Genomic DNA, 17,377 nt, shown 5'->3' with positions numbered 1-17,377 from the left:
ACAAATGAAACATAAATACAGGTTTTAATCATCAAATCCCTTGATCAGATCAAGGGATTTTTTATTTGAACATTAAGGTGTGTAATGTGTATTTATGGCACACTGTGACAATTAAAGTGAACACTTTCGCCCAGCCCACCCTTCCCCGTTGAACAAAGAGACTGGATTCATGAACAACGCTCTAATTATAAATAAAGCTCTATTACTCATCCTTACTTTCACCTTAGCCGGTTGCGCGACAAGTAATGATTATCCGAACCTCAACACACTGTCAGAGTATGAGATTCCAATTCAGGTCGATGACTACAAACAGGCTGAGGGCTCACAGACTCTAGGTATCGCCTTTGGTGGTGGTGGCGTACGTGGTTTTGTTCATTTAGGGGTAATTAAAGCGCTGGAAGAGAATGGTATTAAAGCCGATATAGTGACGGGATCGTCAGCAGGTTCTATCGCCGCTAGCTTGTACGCTTCAGGGTTGCCTTACAGTGAGATTGAGGAAATCGTCCATGAAGTCAGTGAGTTCCAACTGGCCGATATCGTGATTTCTCGTAAGGGATTAGTCAATGGACAAAAGCTCGCAAAGTGGATTAATGAATCGGTGCCGCAAGAGAACTTAAACCAAATGCCAATTCCAATCGGCATTACCGCCACCGACCTCACCCATAAAGAGTCGGTGCTTATTCTCGATGGTAACCCGGGCGAAGCGGTACAAACATCGTCCTCCGTTCCGGCCGCTTTTGTCCCAGTAGAGAACAAAGGGAATTTATTAGTTGATGGTGCATTACTCACCGTTGTACCGGTGAATTACGCTCGATCCATGGGGGCTGATGTTGTCATTGGTGTAGACATCCACTGTGATGCCGAGCCTGACGTTAAGAACTCAAGACGACACGTTGCCATTAACACTCTTCGCATGCTGACCTGCAAATTGTCAGAGCCTGAAATGCAAAGTGCCGATGTGCTCATTCGCCCAGATTACGAGCCTGAAAGCGAGATCAGCTTCGGTGATAAAAACGAAGCAATAGAAGCGGGTTATCAAGCGACGATAGAAAATCTTCCACAAATCTTGGCGCTTATCAGTTCAACAAACGACCATTATATCGAGTGATCTATTCGTGAAACCCGAAACGGGAACAGAAAGCAAATGCAGCCAATACCACCTAGTTATTGTTTTAACTGAGTTTATATAATCACAGTGAAAAATTTAATTCGTAAAAACCGTTAATTCGCATCATAAAACATTTCAACGGTTACACTTTTAAACTACCTCACTCCATTGAATTTTTATAATATCGCGCCCTAAATTTTCTAGCACGTCAACGTTGGTTTATAAACGTTGTTGCTTATACCGTTTTAGCTGGTGTTTTAATGGAAAACCTCTCTTATTTGGTTGCTTTCAACCATCTTTCATTCTCTATGGTGGCAGTGGTCATCATGGTATTACTTTCTCGTGCCATCGTCGCGAATACCAAATACTCAGCCGTTCTCGTGATCGTTGTTCTTGGCTTGCTAATGGGTACGCTATTTGTGAAAACAGGTTTGGCGCAGCCGGGGCTTCAAGAATTTCCAGCGATCGTCTTATTAAGCCAAACGACTGTTATCGCCTTAATCGCGACCTTCTTCGTTGGTGGACAAGAGATCCGTAAATTGCTCTCCAAGCAATTTGATAAAGCAGAAAGCTTAGTGGTCGCCGCAAAGCATGAAGCGTTTGTCGGAACGACAAGTACTCAGCTTGTTTTTGTCATTCGTGCCTTTGTACTATTGATGGGTATCGAAATGGCGTCTGCTCTGCTAACAGGTCGCAGTGCGGGTCACCCTCTTGGTGAGTCATACCTAGCACTGTCGTACCTAAGCTTGGGTATCGCGCTGATTTTCATTGATAGCAAAGCCAAAATTTCTGACAAGCGTGCTTACCTATTTAAGGGCTTAGTCGAGATCTTAGTGATCATTGGTATTTTGATGATCTCGCTAAGGCTGTCGCACCTTGTTGCTAGCGTGATTGGTCTACCGCAAATCTTCTTCGCGATGGTGGTCTCGTCTGGACTAGGTATGGCAATGCCGAAATGGAAAGCCGGGCCAACACTGAACGCGCTACTGTTCGCGGGTATACCTGTCCTTCTAACCGGTACTTTCTTGGTTGGCGGCTCTCATATGCTTGAAGCCTTTACAATTCCGGGCCTACAAAGCGTGATTGTCTATGGTTTTGCAGGGCAAATGTTCTGGATGTTTGGTGGTTTGACTATCCTCATCTTCCTAGCAAAATCGAACCACGTTCGTAACTTAGCACCGGGTATGGCAGGCGGTCTATCTCACTCAGGTCTAACTGGTGCATGTACGGCAGGTGATTTTGGTTCAACGGCTTCAGCGCGTGCTCCAATCATGATTAACATTCCGTTTATCGGACATATTTTCGTATTCACTATCCTTGCTGCAAGTGCTGAGCGTGGCGTGTTATTGGTTGAATGGACATTGCCATTGGTTCTATTAGGTCTTGGTTTTGTTTATCTTGCGAGTAACAACCTGCGCAAAGCTCACGGTGACGACGCAAAAGAAGTAAAAGGCTTAATGCAGTTCTCGTTTGGCTGGCAGATCGTAGCCGTATTCGGCAGCTTCACTATTTTGCACTTTGCGGGTATGCCAATTGAACACGCTTCGATGGCAGCAGCGTCTGGCTTGTCTCACTTTGGCCTGTTTGCAGCGACTCAGGGCGGCATGTTCGGTGAATCGGCAGCGAGTATGATCACCTTCATTTTCGCCACACCATTCTTAGTTCACCCGCTTGTATTTGGGCTATTTGGTAAGGCAACAGAAAATGGCGGCGAGATGTCGACCAAAGCGGTAATGTTCATCTTCGCTCTTGGTACATTAGGCGTACTCTACTCTGCGTTAACAATCTAATCATATATAGCTTTATGCCCAAATAACCTCGAAATGCTCTGATCCACTAAGTTCATGTTGAGGCTATTTGGGTATATCAAACCTAGTTCATTCGCGGTACCTCATTTTTGACAAGTACCTTTCATTTATCCGCCCATTATTGATCTACCTACATTTAAGCAAGTTCTAAATCTATTAGTTTGAGTTATGTGTTTATCTAATACGTCATTTCCTATGGCTTTGAAATTGAGTAAGGGGTTAGATGTTTATAACGTTACACTTTGTAGTTGCCACACTATTGGCCATTGTCTGCGCTCAATCAATGGGCCTCAATCAAAATGAATTTTCGGCGCTAGCGCTATTGATACCCGCTCTTTGGGTGTTACCACAGAAAGGTATAAAAGGCCTATTTTTAGTTGCAGGCATGTTGGCCTATGGCTTGACCTTGCCACATCAATCTATTGCACTATCCGTCACTCAATGGATTCTTTTTCCCTTGCTCATGGTGGTCTTTTCTAGACGAAGCAGCAAAAAAGTTCGATATATCACTGCATCGATAGTTTTAACCCTACAAGCAGGTGTCATGATCAGTCAGGCAATGGGATCATTAGAAGGCATGCCTATGATCACGCTGGTTCAAATGCTGTCGGTATTGGTCATTTGGTGGGCGGCGAAGCACAAAAGCACATCGAACAAACAAAGCTGGTGGGCACTTGGGTTACTCGTCCCACTTTGGTTTGCTGGCTTTTTTCACGCAATATTAGTCGCCATATCTATTACTGGTATTATTTCATCGATAGAAAGCTTATCTCGCCTGAAAAAATTCAATTGGAGTAAGCTTATCTGCTGGACGGTTCCAACGGTTGGCTTTGCTGCCATCGTCGTCTCTCCAAGTATCGACGTTCCACACTCAGTTATTGTGGTTTGGATGTGCCTGTTAGGTACGGCTTGGATGACCGATTATATTCTTCGTAGTATCGAAAAAGAACAAGACGCCATTGGTTCTAAATAGACAGCGGTTAACCTCTATTGCAGGCAGCGCAGTATATAAACTTAGCTCTGCCAGCACAGAGAGTTAAACGACACTCTTGATTAACTCGTGCTGTTACGCTGTTTTGGGTCGTCACTCAGATACTCAACAAACTCAACTTCAAACCCAGCTGGGTCAACGAAGTAGACATTTTTACGATACGGTTCCTCTGCTCCCGGTTTGGCAATCTCAAATCCGGCTTGGACAAGCCTTTCTATCACTACATCGATGTTATGAGTCACATAAGCAAAATGGGCTAGCCCAACTTGGTGTCCGGCCAAGTCTCTATTTTTTCCTTCGCCGTGATCACTCAAAGCGATGTACTGATACTCATCTCCAAAATGCAGCCAATTACGTGGTTTTCCGGACCACTCTCCTTTCCCTTCATCACGAACAGACCAATGAGGAAACGCCGCTTGGTAAAATTCCAACATTTTCGGGATATCATTTACCACTAAATTTACATGCTCTAATTGAATCATTTGTCTCTCCTTAACGTGTATTTATAAGCAATGTTAATCATGCTAATACCTTAACTTAAGTTTAGGTAAAGCATTTATTTTCATAAAGTAGTAAAACGTGAGGAGATGTCTTTTTTGACGTATTAAAATAGCTAGAAAAGTAAGTCCTTTTATCGAAAATAAAGTGTGCTAACCTTACGGCAACTCAACTACAAGAAAACAATACAATGAGAATTTTCAGCAATTTTGAAAGCGGCAACATTCACGTCGTTTCAGCAGAGTCACCACAAAACATTCAACTAACTATCCCTGCGGATAACCAAACAGAAATTTCACAATGGTTCCACTTTCGCCTTGAAAGTGAAGCGAACCAACCGCACCAGTTTACCATCAATGAACTAGCAACGTCGGCTTACCCTAAAGGTTGGGAGGATTACGATGTCGTTGCTTCTTATGATCGTGAAGAGTGGTTCCGCATTCCTGCTAAGTTTGATGGCAATACACTGACGTTTAACATCATTCCTGAGCATGATTCAATGTACTTTGCTTACTTCGCACCGTACTCATACGATCGCCATCAAGATCTTTTACACAGTGCGCAAACACACCCTGCGTGTAAATTAGAAACTCTCGGACACACGCTAGACAACAACGACATCAGCCTATTAACGATTGGTGAGCCAAGCCCAGAGAAAAAAAATATTTGGGTCATCGGTCGTCAACACCCAGGTGAAACGATGGCTGAGTGGTTTATCGAAGGTTTGTTACTACGCTTGTTAGACGAAACCGATACGGTAGGTCGTTCACTACTCGACAAAGTTGTGATTCACGTTGTACCTAATATGAACCCAGACGGAAGCATCCGTGGTCACCTACGCACCAACGCAATTGGCGTAAACCTTAACCGTGAATGGCAGTCACCGTCTATGGAACGCAGCCCAGAAGTATTCCTTGTACGTGAACGTATGCTAGAAACTGGCGTTGATCTGTGTCTAGACATACACGGCGACGAAGCGATTCCATATAACTTTGTTGCAGGTAGCGAAGGCACACCTTCATACAACGAGCGCATCGCGAAACTAGAAAACCACTTCAAGCAAGCATTGCTGACGATCACGCCAGAGTTCCAAGATGAATTTGGTTACGATAAAGACGAGCCAGGCAAAGCGAACATGACGGTTGGTACAAACTGGATCGGCGAGCAGTTCAAGTGTTTGGCGTACACCGTTGAGATGCCATTTAAAGATCACATTAGCCACGCTGATGAGCTTTATGGCTGGTCTCCGGAACGCAGCTCTGCCTTCGGCCACGATATGCTTGCGGCCGTTTGGTCTACCGTTGGTGAACTGTAAGCGATTTGGTTTACTATCAATGAAAGACTAACAATCTAATCTTCCATTAAAATAACAAAGCCCGGTGCACTTTATGTGATGAATTCACTCTGCACCGGGCTTTTCTCATTTAGGGCTGAAATCCCCTAATCATGCTGATGTTATTCTTTGATGTAGAGATCTTTAGAATAAATACGCCCTTCAACATTGTTTTTAGCAAAGCCACCAACGCTCGGTCGAACCAAGCGAGCCTGCATATAGTAGTAAATTGGCGCTATCGGCATGTCCACAGCCAATAGTTGCTCCGCTTGATCGTAAAAGGTCTGACGCACTTTCTCATTGACGGCAGCCAGCGCGTTGTCCATCGCTTGGTCGTATTGGTCATTGTTATAGCGTGCGAAATTCCCTGACGAATCAGAACGTACAAGGCTTAAGAAAGTCGATGCTTCGTTGTAGTCTCCACACCACGAAGCGCGCATCACATCAAAATCACCTTGTCTACGCGATACTAAGTAGGATTTCCACTCCTGATTTTCCAGCTCAACTTTTGCTCCGAGGTTTGCCTTCAGCATAGAGGCAATCGCCACCGCTATAGACTTGTTTGATTCACTGGTGTTGTAGAGCAGCGTGAAATCTAATGGGTTGTCTTTGCTGTAGCCTGCCTCTTTCAGCAGTTGCTCTGCTTTTTCGTCACGCTGTTTCTGTGTCCAGTGGCTGTACTCTGGTTGTGTGGCATCAAAACCTGCAGTGTACTGGTGAGCGAATGTATAAGCCGGTAAGTTCCCGACTTGAGTGACACCATTAGTAATCACGTCACGCATGATGGAGTAAGAGACGGCCTGACGAACTCGCGCATCATCGAACGGTGGACGTGTGGTATTAAATGCGTAGTAGTAAGTACACAATAGAGGCACTGCCGTGTAGGCTGACTCATAATCTTTTTTGAGCTTTTTAGCCATATGCGTGGGCACATCAGAAGTGATATCCACTTCACCCGCCACATAGCGGTTGATTGAGGCATTTTGATTTTCAAATGGAATATAAGTTACTTGGGATAGGTGAGTATCTTCGCTATTCCAATAATTTGGGTTTTTCTTTAGCTCTATTCGCTCGTTGACGACCCACTTATCCAAAACAAACGCACCGTTACCAACAAACTGTTTCGGGTCACTCCACGGCTTATCACTTTTCTCTACTGTCGCCTTATGCACTGGCATCATCGAAGTATGACCCGTCATTGCAACAAAGTAAGGGATTTTACTATCGAGTTCGAAACGTAACGTGTACTTATCGACGGCTGAAATACCCAAATCTTGGACTGGCTTTTTACCTTCGGCAACATCGGCAATATTTTTGATTTTGGTCATTTTGAAATACCAAACATTCGGCGACGCCAATTGAGGGTCAACCGCACGTCTTATCGCATACACGAAATCGTCAGCAGTCACAGGATCTCCATTTGACCATTTCGCATCTTTGCGCAAGTGAAAGACAAACGTTTGGTTGTCTTCAGTTTCCCACGACTTAGCAACGCCTGGAATGATATTGCCATCAAGATCTTGGATCACTAACCCTTCAAACAGGTCACGCAAGATGTGCATCTCTGGTAAACCTTCCGCTTTTGCCGGATCTAATGTCGCCGCTTCAGCATCGTTTGCTCGAACTAAGTGTTGTTCAGGTGCGAGTGACATACCTTCTGGTGATTCAGCAGCGGCAGATGCCGATATTAACGGGGTTAATAAAGAGGAAATAAGTAAAGCCGTCGAATGTTTTTTAAAGTCCATATTTTGTCGTTCTCCTAGCCAATCTCTGAACATCGCACCACAATTAGCGATACAACTGTTGACGAATTTTAACTGATGGGTTTATGTGATTAAATTATGTAATCAGTTGAGCATTGATAGTACTTGATTCATTAGGAGAATAGGGTGAGTTTAATTCCAAGAACAGAAAGAGCTGCATTTTCAATAAAGCCGCTATGCTATGGAAGTTCGGCCCTTGGTGCGCCATTACTTTACTTTCCTGCTCAGATAGAGGGTGAGTCTCGTGGATTGATATTAGCAGGGACACATGGGGATGAAACAGCCTCTATTGCAGGTTTGTCCTGTGCGCTACGAAGCCTACCGGCACAAAGGCTACGGCATGATGTCATACTGTCCATCAACCCTGACGGCAACCAGCTAGGAACTCGCGCCAACGCTAATCAAATCGATCTAAATCGAGCGTTCCCAGCCAAGAACTGGACTCCGCATGGTACGGTTTATCGGTGGAGCTCAAGCACAACCGTTAGGGATGTCAAAGTGGGGACTGGGCAGGCAGAACAACTCGAACCCGAAGTTAATGCGTTGATCGACTTAATTGAACTGCGTGAGCCGAAATTTGTAGTCTCATTTCACGAACCACTCGCCTTGATTGATGATCCAACTAAATCCAAGCTCGCCAAATGGCTTGGAAAGCAGTTTAGTCTTCCCATTGTTGAAGATGTCGATTACGAGACGCCGGGATCGTTTGGAACTTGGTGCATAGAAAAAGAGCTGCCATGTATTACTGTTGAGTTGCCCGCCGTCTCTGCAGACCACACGATTGATCAATATCTGTCTGCTTTTATCTCGATGCTAGAGCATGAACCAAAGGTTTAATTAACGAAAGGTTCTGTCATTCCGATGTGTTTAAATACAGCTTGGAACTCAACAAAGAAAAAGAGTCAGCTGATATTTCGCTGACTCAAATAAGGACAAATACTTTTCATAGGGTTATATAATTTGGCAACGCTTGAACAACCGATAAAGCCTACGCGTTGTCGTCATAAGTGATAACAGAAACTACCGCATTATTGTTATCTAATATCGCACACATTCGACCCACACCAGGAACGTTCATGGGTGGATAAACCGCTTTTCCACCCGCAGCCTCTGCTTTAGCCAAGACCTCATCAACATCTTTAACAGTAATATATGTTCCCCAATGATTTGGCACGTTTCCAATCTCTTTTGGCTTTTTCATCACGCCACCAACAGGGTCTCCTTGACAGTTCAAAACATAGTACTTACCTTCGGGCATCTCCATTTCGTCGACATCCCAACCAATCACTTCGGTATAAAACTTCAGTGCAGACTCAACGTCATCAACCAGTAATTCCGACCAACTAAATGCGCCATGCTTTTTGAAAGATTCATTCATATTCCAATTTCCTTTAGGTGAATAACAACGAAAGTATAGGACTGAATACGTCATTCTGAATTAGTCATTTAGAATGAATAGAACAATGGATTTTTACAGCTTTGGAGGGAGCTAGAAGAAGAATTCGTAAATACTTGGAAAGGGTCAGAGCCTAACAGTAGTCAGGCTCACAATTAACTTGAACGGCAGCTAAAAACCTTGCAGAAGATCGGAGTGATAGTTTGCAATGTCCAACGTTACATCGAACTCTTCAGCCCAGTTATCAAGTCGAAGCTGCGACTCATTAAGCGTGTCGAGTGTGATGGTGTTATCGTCTAACTGCCATAGCTGGCGCGAACCAGCGTAACTAAACTGAAGGGCTAACATTGCGTCGGCATTGCCCTCCTTCGCTGCAGCAAGGAGCTTTCTATTCTTACGAGAGACAAGGTTCAGAGCTTGTTTCAGATCCCATACATATGCAACTTCTCGCATCTTTGGATGAGTCTTAAGTTTAATCAGTATCGTAACTAAGGCTATCGCACTCATTACCACGCCCAATAAGTTCCAGTGGAAATGCGAACCAGTGCCGGAAGGAAAAAGCAGTATGAGTGTCTGAGAGATCGCCAGACTTGAGATCGCTAAACTCGCGATACAGCCAACAATGACAATGTTTAAACGTGAACGATATAATTGTTTGTCGATATTTTGTAACTGCATCATTGCTCCAATCTAACAGCTAACCAATCATATTTTTGATTGGTTTTTTAAAGACTTGGCACTCCCTTTTCAAGGAATCTCTCGTCATCGATTCAAGCGAAGATTATACCTAGTGATGATTTTAATACGAGACTTTCTAGTCACAACCAACCAGCGTTATCTCTTCTGGTTGGTTGTTCGATTGTTTGTTTGATTATCCGACTACTTAGAAGCCGTCATACCAAACAGCAGCTTTTCACACTCTTCTTGCTGCATATAACGAGGGACAGGGTAATTCCATTGCGCTTCATGCAGCGACTCTTTAGCTAGCTCTTCAATATGTTCATCAAGTAACGCATCAAAGTGAGCAGGCAAACCCAACTTCGTTTGTAACGATTTAATGTACTCAATAAAAGCGTCAGCCCTCACCGTATCACTGGCGCGTCGATCAGAGATCCCTATCGCATCTGCTAGCTGAGCCAACCGTTCTCTTGCTTCTATTTTTGAATACTCTAAAACGTGTGGTAACGCGACCGCATTGGCTAAACCATGAGGGATGCCATATTTCGCACCAACGGCATGAGCAATAGCATGAGCGTAACCCAAACTGGCTTTGGTGAAAGCGAGACCTCCGTAGTAAGACGCAAGCGCCATCTTCTGTCTGGCGATAGAGTTTTGACCAAACTTCACTGCTTTATCTAAGTTTTCATCAATGAGTTTAACGGCCGCAATGGCGTATCGGTCGGTTTCAATAGTCGCATTGCAAGAGATGTACGCTTCAACGGCATGAGTTAGAGCATCCATACCGGTTTGAGCGGTGATATGGGACGGTAGAGCTAGCATTAGGTTCGGATCCAATGCGGCTGCAATGGGCACGAGTTTAGGATCCATCAACGGTGTTTTTTTATGTGTTTTCGGATCAGAGACAACCGCAGCAACCGTAACTTCAGATCCCGTGCCAGATGTGGTCGGCAATACAAATAAGGGAGCAGGTGCTTTCCAGACTCTAAGTAAGCCCACCAGCTTTGAAATCGGTTTTTTGTTCGTCGCACAGGCTGCAATCACTTTTGCACAATCGATAGGAGAGCCTCCCCCTATCGCGACAATACCATTACACTTATTCGCTTGGTATTTTGACAAACCCGCTTCGACTTGATCGTAGGTTGGGTCTGGAAGCACGTCACTATAGACCTCACACTGAACCCCTACCCGTTCGAATTCAAAAGCCAGTTTTTTTACAAAGCCTAACTTTTTTATCCCCTCGTCTGTCACGACTAACACCTTATCGACACCCATTATCGAAACGCTATGGCATAGCTGTGTCAAAGAGTCTTTACCAAGGAAGAGCGTTGGTTTAGTGATAGGAAGGATCTTGGCTGCTATTTTAAGCACCCTCATGTAGATCTTATGGAGTAAGTAGTAGAGCCTTTGTTCCATTGTAAGTCTCTGTTTGGTCGCCTGATACCTCTAGCCTAGGCAATACAATAAGTTATCTCTAGTCTAGAGCGCACACTTTTCAACCTTTACAAAATATATTCACATTACTCCATCAACTTGAAATCAAAGGCTGTATAAAAAACAGACACGAAACAGGATAATATCCCGAAAACATTTTCATGCCCAGTAAAACATATCGCATAAAAAATCATTTAAATCGGAATAAATACTCACTCAATCCCTTATCGCACAGTGACAAGCAGCCTATTAATCAAATTATCAACTCAAATCAATTCATTTTTTGTTCAAAATAACAAAACAAGTCCTAGCTCAAAGAAACAGACAAAAATGTTGCGACTCAGTTTTAGATCGAAATAATAGCAACTGTTAACAATTTGTAACAGTTAACACCAAAATCAATATAAAAATAATAACCATAACCACCGTTATAACTAAAACAGTTATAACAATAGATATTCAGACAGGAAAAATGATGCACAAAAATATAATGCTGGCCTTAATTGGCAGTACAGCGACCGGAAGTGCCGCCGCCGCTGGTTTAGATGACAAGATAAACGAAGTCGTAGCACCTATCGTCAACCCATTTGTAGGAATGATCTTCTCGACTATTCCTTTCCCTTTTACAGACGTACAGGTGCCTTGGATTGTTTTGTGGTTAGTCGTAGCCGCAATATTCTTTACCGTATACCTTGGTTTCATTAACGTTCGTGGTTTTAAGCACGCACTAGAATTGGTTTCAGGTAAATTTAGCAATCCAAAGGCCAAAGAAGATGGTGAAGTCACTCATTTTCAGGCTCTGACTACTGCTCTTTCAGGCACTGTTGGTCTTGGTAACATCGCAGGGGTAGCGGTTGCTGTCTCTATTGGTGGAGCTGGCGCGACTTTTTGGATGATTCTTGCAGGCTTACTTGGTATGTCGAGCAAGTTTGTAGAGTGTGCGCTGGGTGTTAAATACCGTAACACTAATGAAGATGGCACCGTATCAGGCGGTCCAATGTACTACCTAAGCAAGGGCCTTGCTAAACGTGGTAATGCAGCTCTTGGCCGTACGCTTGCGGTACTGTTCTCTGTGTTCGCTATTGGCGGCGCACTTGGTGGCGGTAACATGTTCCAAGCTAACCAAGCGTTTAAGCAAGTTGTTGGTGTAACGGGTGGTGATGCTTCATTCCTAGCCGATAAAGGCTGGCTATTTGGTATCATTCTCGCGGTTATTGTTGGAATAGTTATCATTGGCGGTATTAAATCAATCGCTAAGGTTACAGAGAAAGTTGTTCCTTTCATGGCTGCTATTTACGTTGGCGCTGCGCTCATCATCATCCTAATGAACTTTGACCGTATTGACGATGCATTTGCCGCTATCTTTAACGGTGCGTTCACTGGTGACGGTATTGCTGGTGGTGTTATTGGTGTTCTTATCCAAGGTTTCAAACGTGCTGCGTTCTCGAACGAAGCGGGTGTTGGTTCAGCAGCGATTGCTCACGCAGCCGTTAAAACAAAAGAGCCAATGTCTGAAGGTTTCGTATCACTACTAGAACCGTTCATCGACACGGTTGTTATCTGTACGATGACAGCACTGGTTATCATCATTACTGGTTACCTAGATAATGGCTCTGGCCTTGCGGGTGTAGAACTGACATCGGCTGCATTTGGTAGTTCTATCAGCTGGTTCCCATACATCCTAGCTATTGCGGTTGTTTTGTTTGCATTCTCTACGATGATCTCATGGTCTTACTACGGTCTTAAAGCTTGGACTTATCTATTTGGTGAAAGCAAAACAGCTGAAATCATCTTCAAAGTTAAGTTCTGTGTTTTCGTCGTAATTGGTTCTGCAATGAACCTAGGCCCAGTTATCGATTTCTCTGATGCAATGATCTTCTCTATGGCACTGGTTAACATTATCGGCCTATACATCTTGGTTCCTGAAGTTAAGCGTGACCTAGCGGACTACCTTGCTCGTCACAAAGCAGGCAAAGTCTACAATGTAACGGAAACGGCTAAGCAGTCTTCTTAAATACATAAAATTGAGACACTATTGGAAACAGCAGGCTAACCACCTGCTGTTTTTTTATTGTCAGCCTACACTTAACGTAGATGAATAGCTGATTAAGGTACATTAATGGGATACGAAGAAGACTATTTCAGAGCGCCCAGTGGCTTACCAGAACGAGAAGTCCGCGCTCTTTTTTCCGATCTGAGTAATCTTGTTCTGTGGGAAGAAGAAAACGAGAATACTCAAGCCGACGCCATGGACGTATTACGTAATATCTCTCAACATGATCGCTATCAGTCACAGGCAGGAAAGTGGCAAACCCTGTTCGCTCACGATTACAAAGCAACCTGTTCTTGGTGGGAGGAAGATTGGCGCTATAGCCAAGGTTGGCCTCTCATTGAACCATTATTATCTCAATTTCAATAGCCAGCATCTCTATTTTTACGCCTACTCATCACCAATACTTATAATAGAATTAATGATTGCTTGATAAATCGAATTCTAGTTGCCAGCCTGCTGTTTAATGTATATACCAACAATCAGAATCGTATCTAATATTAAGAGTAAGCAGATGAACAACATACTACTGATCAATGCAAAACAACCTTTTGGCCACTCTCAAGGAGAATACACGAATGGTTTATTTGAAGCTGCTCATGAGCTATTTATTCAAAATGGATGGAACGTTGAGAGTACAACAATTGAACAAGGGTATGATGTAGAAGCTGAGCTAACAAAACTCGATAAAGCAGACTTAATCATTTCACACACCCCACTTTGGTGGATGGGTCTTCCATGGACTTTTAAAAAATACATGGATGATGTTTTTACCGCAGGGCACGGCATTCTATTCCAAAACGACGGCAGAACTCGTAGTGACCAAGGAAAACTGTACGGTTCTGGTGGCATTAAAACATCAACTAAGTACATGTTGACTATGGTCATGAATGCCCCTGAAAGTGCATTTTCTGATTCAGAAAAAGATGGCTTATTTGAAGGTGCAGACATTGATCAAGCGATGATGCAGTTTCACAAAACGTTTCAGTTTTTAGGTATGAAACCGGCGACTACTTTTACCGCTAATGATGTGATGAAAGTGCCACAGTTTGAAAAACATAAAGCTGAGTATCTTACTCATCTGTGTAAAGAGTTTGGTCTTAAACAAGACAATATTTAGGTTATAAGAGATTGAAAATAATGGCTCAATGACAAAGAGCCATTATTGTTAAGGATGATAGCTAGTCGCTACAGATTTGATCAGCTATGACGCTGCCTTTTCTAGTTGAAATTCCATAGCCCTGTGCTTTAGCGCCAAATATTTTTCTCGAAGTTGTTCTTTCCCTAATAGCTCATCACCAAAGAAAAGCCCATTCGTATCGCTCAATAATTCAAAATGTTGAACGAGAATATTAAGAATAAAGTCCGCTTTTTTAAGCGTATAAGGTGTACATGACTGGCCGTGAACATCATCCAGTAAATCTAATACATTGGAACGAAAGGACTCAATTAGCCGCAACTCTTGTAAGTCTTCGTCATTATTAAGCGCCTCTTCCCAAGTATTAATCATATCGGTATGTCTTTTTATAACGGTGGGCATCGCCCCTAACTCTGTTAGCTTCAACAGTTTCCGTTGATACGCCTCTAGAGCACAGGTTTTTTCCAGCCGATATAATTCGAACTGCTGCTCATCGCTCAGCCCCTGCTTATTCTTAAGCAGATAGTCAAAAAAGAAACGTGTTTCAAACCGCTCAATTCCATGAAATAAAGGCGTGTCTGTTCCGTTGCTATTAAAGTGCGTCAGGGGATCAAATCGATACATGTATCCGAAATCAAATAAACGAATTTCATCATCGGTATTACACAAAATGTTACCAGGGCAGAAATCCCATTCAAACAAGCCACTAAGCTCTATATTTATAATCGCCTCAAACACTTGCTCGAATAAATCACGATTTAAACGCTCAATAGAGTCTCCATTTATCCATGGAGAGAGGATAATGCCATCTCGGTACGAAGCGAATTGAGTATCGACGATATAGCGAAAGGCTCGCGGCTTGCTAACCTTCAATGTCGATAAATCACGCCGTCTTTGGACCTCATTTAAAAACGAAGTTTGCCCGTCTATATTCTTAACAAGACTCTCTGCTCGTTGGCATTTTAACGTCCAGTCTCGGTCCTCAATACGAATATGATAAACCACCGCAGTTAAGCCCGATTCATAAGCCGTCACAACATAAGGTGAGTCCGACGTTGTGGCTTTTAATTGCTCCAGAGTTAGTGGTATTGGCTCTAGATTACCAACGACAACATTGTCATTAGTTTTTTCAAATGCTAGCTGACTAGCCCGACGCTGCTGTTCTAAATTCACAAATATAGTTCACTTCAATTATTGACCTCATCAATATATCGAGACCCAGCAACTACATACCGTGACGGCCTTTAAGCTTTAGATAAACGTAGCATTAGATAAACAAAACGAGAGTACGCATAATGCCGATCAGAACGCAGCAGTTGCTAGGTGTATCGGGCAAGGCTCATATCTACTTTGCAAAGTCATCACGATGCTCGTCTAACCAACGCATCAACTTCTCCATATGCTCCTGCATTTGAGTAAGATCATCGTCTTCCCACTCTGAAAAAAGATGCGAAATATCAGGCATTAATGAATTCATTGTTTCACTACTCAACTTAAGGCCTTGGTCTGTTATTTTTAAATGGCGACGTCTTTTATCCTCAATGTCCGACACAGATTCCAACAAACCTTTTTCGAGTAATACCGAGATGATTTTGGTGATCCCTGGTTGATTCATCTCCATTACATCGGCTAATTCTGTCACCGTCCAACTACGCTTAGGATTATGCGTAAAGTGGTTCAACACGCCGAATTGTGATGGGTTAAGCGGCATCGATGCAAAAAGGGTCGCTTCTCTGGTTGCCATTAATTGCCTGACTATACCGAGTTGAACAATCACCTTGGCTTCTGTTTGTTTTCTTATATCCATGACCAATAACTCCGACAAAACGATTAGTGTGAAAAATAAACACTTGATAAACCATTCCTTGGAATATAATATACATTCCAAGGAATCAAAAATGGTTTCTACTCATTTTAAGGAGAGCATGATGAATCGACGTAATTTCATTAAGGTAGTAGGTCTAGGTGTTGGATCAGTAGCGCTAAGCAGTGCTGTTGTAAGCTGTAGTAGCTCCTCAAATCCAAGCGATAACTATGGTTGGAATGGTCCAGACTCAAGTCAAAAGGATATTCGTATGCAGGTGCTCTCCTATGCCATCCTTTGCCCCAATGCGCACAACATTCAGCCTTGGACAATCAAGATGACAGGTGATGAAAGTTTCGATCTGTATGTCGACCCACAGCGTCTTCTTCCTGAAACGGATCCGATTTACAGACAAATACACATAAGCCAAGGAACATTTTTAGAAACGCTCTCTATTGCCGCATCGGGGTTAGGCTATGACGCAATAATCGATTATTTCCCTCAAGGCATGTATGGCAATACGGAGTTACTCGACAAGCCAGTTGCCTCTATCAATCTTGTTAAACAGTCACAGATCTCCCCTGACCCGCTGTTTGGGCACCTGCTAACTCGCCACTCTAATAAGCGCGAATACGGCAATTACAAACTGACTCAGATGGAGCTTGATACTCTACAAAGCTTTACTGAACAACGTGGCAGCTATCCGTTATCCATAACTGACTCAACGGAAGAAAAGTTGAAATTGGAAAAAGTTCTAACCGATGCGATGCAAATTGAAGTGAGTAATAATGATCGTAGCCACGAAACCATCGCCATGTTCCGCTTTGATCAAGACGAAGTGAATAAATACCGAGATGGATTTGGTGTTTCACAGGCTGGCTTAACAGGCATTAAGAAGATCATGGTCGAGAACTTTTTCCTCTCTCGAGAGAAGACCGAGAAAGATCCAACTGAATTCGATCAACAAGCTGTCGACATGACGAAGAAAACAGTCGCTTCTACAGAAACGTTTGGTTGGATTACCAGTGCAGGGAATAGCCGCCTAGATCAGGTTATCGTTGGGCGCGACTACTGCAGGCTGAACCTAAAAACAACGGCAATGGGGCTCGCACAGCACCCGATGAGTCAGGTATTACAAGAGTATTCAGACATGTTGCCGCTACAAGCCGAGTTTAAAAAAGCATTTGGCATTGATGACAATGACACGGTACAGATGCTGTTTCGTTTAGGTAAAGCAAAGAAAACGCCGCACGGACCAAGACGAGTCGTTTCTCAGTTAATTACAGCCTAACTAAAACGCAATTGTTAGACATTAAAAAACCCTCACAGCACTAAAAAAGCCACTCGAGTGAGTGGCTATGATTATAGTTAGTTGA

16 protein-coding genes are annotated in these 17,377 nt (G+C 43.3%); 9 read left to right on the top strand and 7 right to left on the bottom strand.

All coding sequences use genetic code 11. The features are described from left to right. Positions 1–169: 169 nt before the first annotated feature. The 3 genes from L4C54_RS10185 to L4C54_RS10175 all read left to right on the top strand — a co-directional run bounded on the left by L4C54_RS10185 (position 170) and on the right by L4C54_RS10175 (position 3,889). Complete coding sequence (locus tag L4C54_RS10185) at positions 170–1,108, top strand: patatin-like phospholipase family protein (protein ID WP_428802438.1); 939 nt, start codon at positions 170–172, stop codon at positions 1,106–1,108. A 260-nt stretch (positions 1,109–1,368) separates the two neighbouring features. Then, positions 1,369–2,898, top strand: coding sequence for a hypothetical protein (locus tag L4C54_RS10180; RefSeq protein ID WP_428808090.1), 1,530 nt, complete (start codon positions 1,369–1,371; stop codon positions 2,896–2,898). 241 nt (positions 2,899–3,139) lie between these two features. Continuing rightward, positions 3,140–3,889 (top strand): VP0952 family biofilm-associated protein, encoded by a 750-nt coding sequence (locus tag L4C54_RS10175; protein WP_428808089.1) that lies wholly within the window; start codon positions 3,140–3,142, stop codon positions 3,887–3,889. Between the two features lie 80 nt (positions 3,890–3,969). Here L4C54_RS10175 and L4C54_RS10170 read toward each other — a convergent pair whose 3' ends face one another. Then, the gene (locus L4C54_RS10170) at positions 3,970–4,389 is read right to left on the bottom strand and encodes a VOC family protein (RefSeq protein ID WP_428802441.1); all 420 of its coding nucleotides are present in this window, start codon (positions 4,387–4,389) and stop codon (positions 3,970–3,972) included. Positions 4,390–4,595: 206 nt separating this feature from the next. Between L4C54_RS10170 and L4C54_RS10165 the strand changes: the two genes are divergently transcribed. Next, positions 4,596–5,720 carry a M14 family metallopeptidase gene (locus L4C54_RS10165; RefSeq protein WP_428808088.1) on the top strand — a complete coding sequence of 375 codons (1,125 nt, stop codon included), beginning with the start codon at positions 4,596–4,598 and terminating at the stop codon, positions 5,718–5,720. A 140-nt stretch (positions 5,721–5,860) separates the two neighbouring features. On the opposite strand, the gene L4C54_RS10160 is transcribed toward L4C54_RS10165, so the two are convergent. After that, a complete protein-coding gene (locus L4C54_RS10160; protein ID WP_428808087.1) occupies positions 5,861–7,483 on the bottom strand; it encodes a peptide ABC transporter substrate-binding protein in 1,623 nt (540 codons plus the stop codon). A 144-nt stretch (positions 7,484–7,627) separates the two neighbouring features. Between L4C54_RS10160 and mpaA the strand changes: the two genes are divergently transcribed. Next, on the top strand, positions 7,628–8,338 hold the full coding sequence (gene mpaA / locus L4C54_RS10155; RefSeq protein WP_428808086.1) for a murein tripeptide amidase MpaA: 711 nt from the start codon (positions 7,628–7,630) through the stop codon (positions 8,336–8,338). 151 nt (positions 8,339–8,489) lie between these two features. Here mpaA and L4C54_RS10150 read toward each other — a convergent pair whose 3' ends face one another. From L4C54_RS10150 to L4C54_RS10140, 3 genes are all read right to left on the bottom strand, one after another. Next, the gene (locus L4C54_RS10150; protein WP_428808085.1) at positions 8,490–8,879 is read right to left on the bottom strand and encodes a VOC family protein; all 390 of its coding nucleotides are present in this window, start codon (positions 8,877–8,879) and stop codon (positions 8,490–8,492) included. Positions 8,880–9,068: 189 nt separating this feature from the next. Beyond that, the gene (locus L4C54_RS10145; protein WP_428808286.1) at positions 9,069–9,575 is read right to left on the bottom strand and encodes a DUF3087 domain-containing protein; all 507 of its coding nucleotides are present in this window, start codon (positions 9,573–9,575) and stop codon (positions 9,069–9,071) included. Positions 9,576–9,776: 201 nt separating this feature from the next. After that, the gene (locus L4C54_RS10140; protein ID WP_428808084.1) at positions 9,777–10,991 is read right to left on the bottom strand and encodes an iron-containing alcohol dehydrogenase; all 1,215 of its coding nucleotides are present in this window, start codon (positions 10,989–10,991) and stop codon (positions 9,777–9,779) included. A gap of 493 nt (positions 10,992–11,484) precedes the next feature. Here L4C54_RS10140 and L4C54_RS10135 point away from each other — a divergent pair, with 493 nt between their 5' ends. The 3 genes from L4C54_RS10135 to L4C54_RS10125 all read left to right on the top strand — a co-directional run bounded on the left by L4C54_RS10135 (position 11,485) and on the right by L4C54_RS10125 (position 14,179). After that, the gene (locus L4C54_RS10135) at positions 11,485–13,023 is read left to right on the top strand and encodes an alanine/glycine:cation symporter family protein (protein ID WP_428808083.1); all 1,539 of its coding nucleotides are present in this window, start codon (positions 11,485–11,487) and stop codon (positions 13,021–13,023) included. Between the two features lie 105 nt (positions 13,024–13,128). Continuing rightward, positions 13,129–13,428 carry a hypothetical protein gene (locus L4C54_RS10130; protein WP_428808082.1) on the top strand — a complete coding sequence of 100 codons (300 nt, stop codon included), beginning with the start codon at positions 13,129–13,131 and terminating at the stop codon, positions 13,426–13,428. A gap of 145 nt (positions 13,429–13,573) precedes the next feature. Next, positions 13,574–14,179 (top strand): NAD(P)H-dependent oxidoreductase, encoded by a 606-nt coding sequence (locus L4C54_RS10125; protein WP_428808081.1) that lies wholly within the window; start codon positions 13,574–13,576, stop codon positions 14,177–14,179. Between the two features lie 84 nt (positions 14,180–14,263). On the opposite strand, the gene L4C54_RS10120 is transcribed toward L4C54_RS10125, so the two are convergent. Next, on the bottom strand, positions 14,264–15,370 hold the full coding sequence (locus L4C54_RS10120; RefSeq protein ID WP_428808080.1) for a hypothetical protein: 1,107 nt from the start codon (positions 15,368–15,370) through the stop codon (positions 14,264–14,266). Between the two features lie 172 nt (positions 15,371–15,542). Continuing rightward, positions 15,543–16,004, bottom strand: a complete 462-nt coding sequence (locus L4C54_RS10115; RefSeq protein WP_428808079.1) for a MarR family winged helix-turn-helix transcriptional regulator — start codon at positions 16,002–16,004, stop codon at positions 15,543–15,545. Between the two features lie 91 nt (positions 16,005–16,095). Between L4C54_RS10115 and L4C54_RS10110 the strand changes: the two genes are divergently transcribed. Further along, complete coding sequence (locus L4C54_RS10110; protein WP_428808078.1) at positions 16,096–17,292, top strand: Acg family FMN-binding oxidoreductase; 1,197 nt, start codon at positions 16,096–16,098, stop codon at positions 17,290–17,292. Positions 17,293–17,377 lie beyond the last annotated feature (85 nt).

Source organism: Vibrio lamellibrachiae (assembly GCF_050337265.1).
Classification (GTDB): Bacteria; Pseudomonadota; Gammaproteobacteria; order Enterobacterales; family Vibrionaceae; genus Vibrio; species Vibrio kyushuensis.
The sequence above is the reverse complement of the archived record's forward strand: the minus strand, read 5'-3'. Positions and strand labels throughout refer to the sequence as shown.

Coding starts and splice junctions, on each gene's coding strand:
- L4C54_RS10175 (WP_428808089.1), top strand. CDS start 3,140: ATGTTTATAACGTTACACTTTGTAGTTGCCACACTATTGGCCATTGTC.
- L4C54_RS10150 (WP_428808085.1), bottom strand. CDS start 8,879: ATGAATGAATCTTTCAAAAAGCATGGCGCATTTAGTTGGTCGGAATTA.
- L4C54_RS10125 (WP_428808081.1), top strand. CDS start 13,574: ATGAACAACATACTACTGATCAATGCAAAACAACCTTTTGGCCACTCT.
- L4C54_RS10160 (WP_428808087.1), bottom strand. CDS start 7,483: ATGGACTTTAAAAAACATTCGACGGCTTTACTTATTTCCTCTTTATTA.
- L4C54_RS10165 (WP_428808088.1), top strand. CDS start 4,596: ATGAGAATTTTCAGCAATTTTGAAAGCGGCAACATTCACGTCGTTTCA.
- L4C54_RS10135 (WP_428808083.1), top strand. CDS start 11,485: ATGCACAAAAATATAATGCTGGCCTTAATTGGCAGTACAGCGACCGGA.
- L4C54_RS10130 (WP_428808082.1), top strand. CDS start 13,129: ATGGGATACGAAGAAGACTATTTCAGAGCGCCCAGTGGCTTACCAGAA.
- L4C54_RS10140 (WP_428808084.1), bottom strand. CDS start 10,991: ATGGAACAAAGGCTCTACTACTTACTCCATAAGATCTACATGAGGGTG.
- L4C54_RS10110 (WP_428808078.1), top strand. CDS start 16,096: ATGGTTTCTACTCATTTTAAGGAGAGCATGATGAATCGACGTAATTTC.
- L4C54_RS10180 (WP_428808090.1), top strand. CDS start 1,369: ATGGAAAACCTCTCTTATTTGGTTGCTTTCAACCATCTTTCATTCTCT.
- L4C54_RS10145 (WP_428808286.1), bottom strand. CDS start 9,575: ATGCAGTTACAAAATATCGACAAACAATTATATCGTTCACGTTTAAAC.
- L4C54_RS10185 (WP_428802438.1), top strand. CDS start 170: ATGAACAACGCTCTAATTATAAATAAAGCTCTATTACTCATCCTTACT.
- L4C54_RS10115 (WP_428808079.1), bottom strand. CDS start 16,004: ATGGATATAAGAAAACAAACAGAAGCCAAGGTGATTGTTCAACTCGGT.
- L4C54_RS10170 (WP_428802441.1), bottom strand. CDS start 4,389: ATGATTCAATTAGAGCATGTAAATTTAGTGGTAAATGATATCCCGAAA.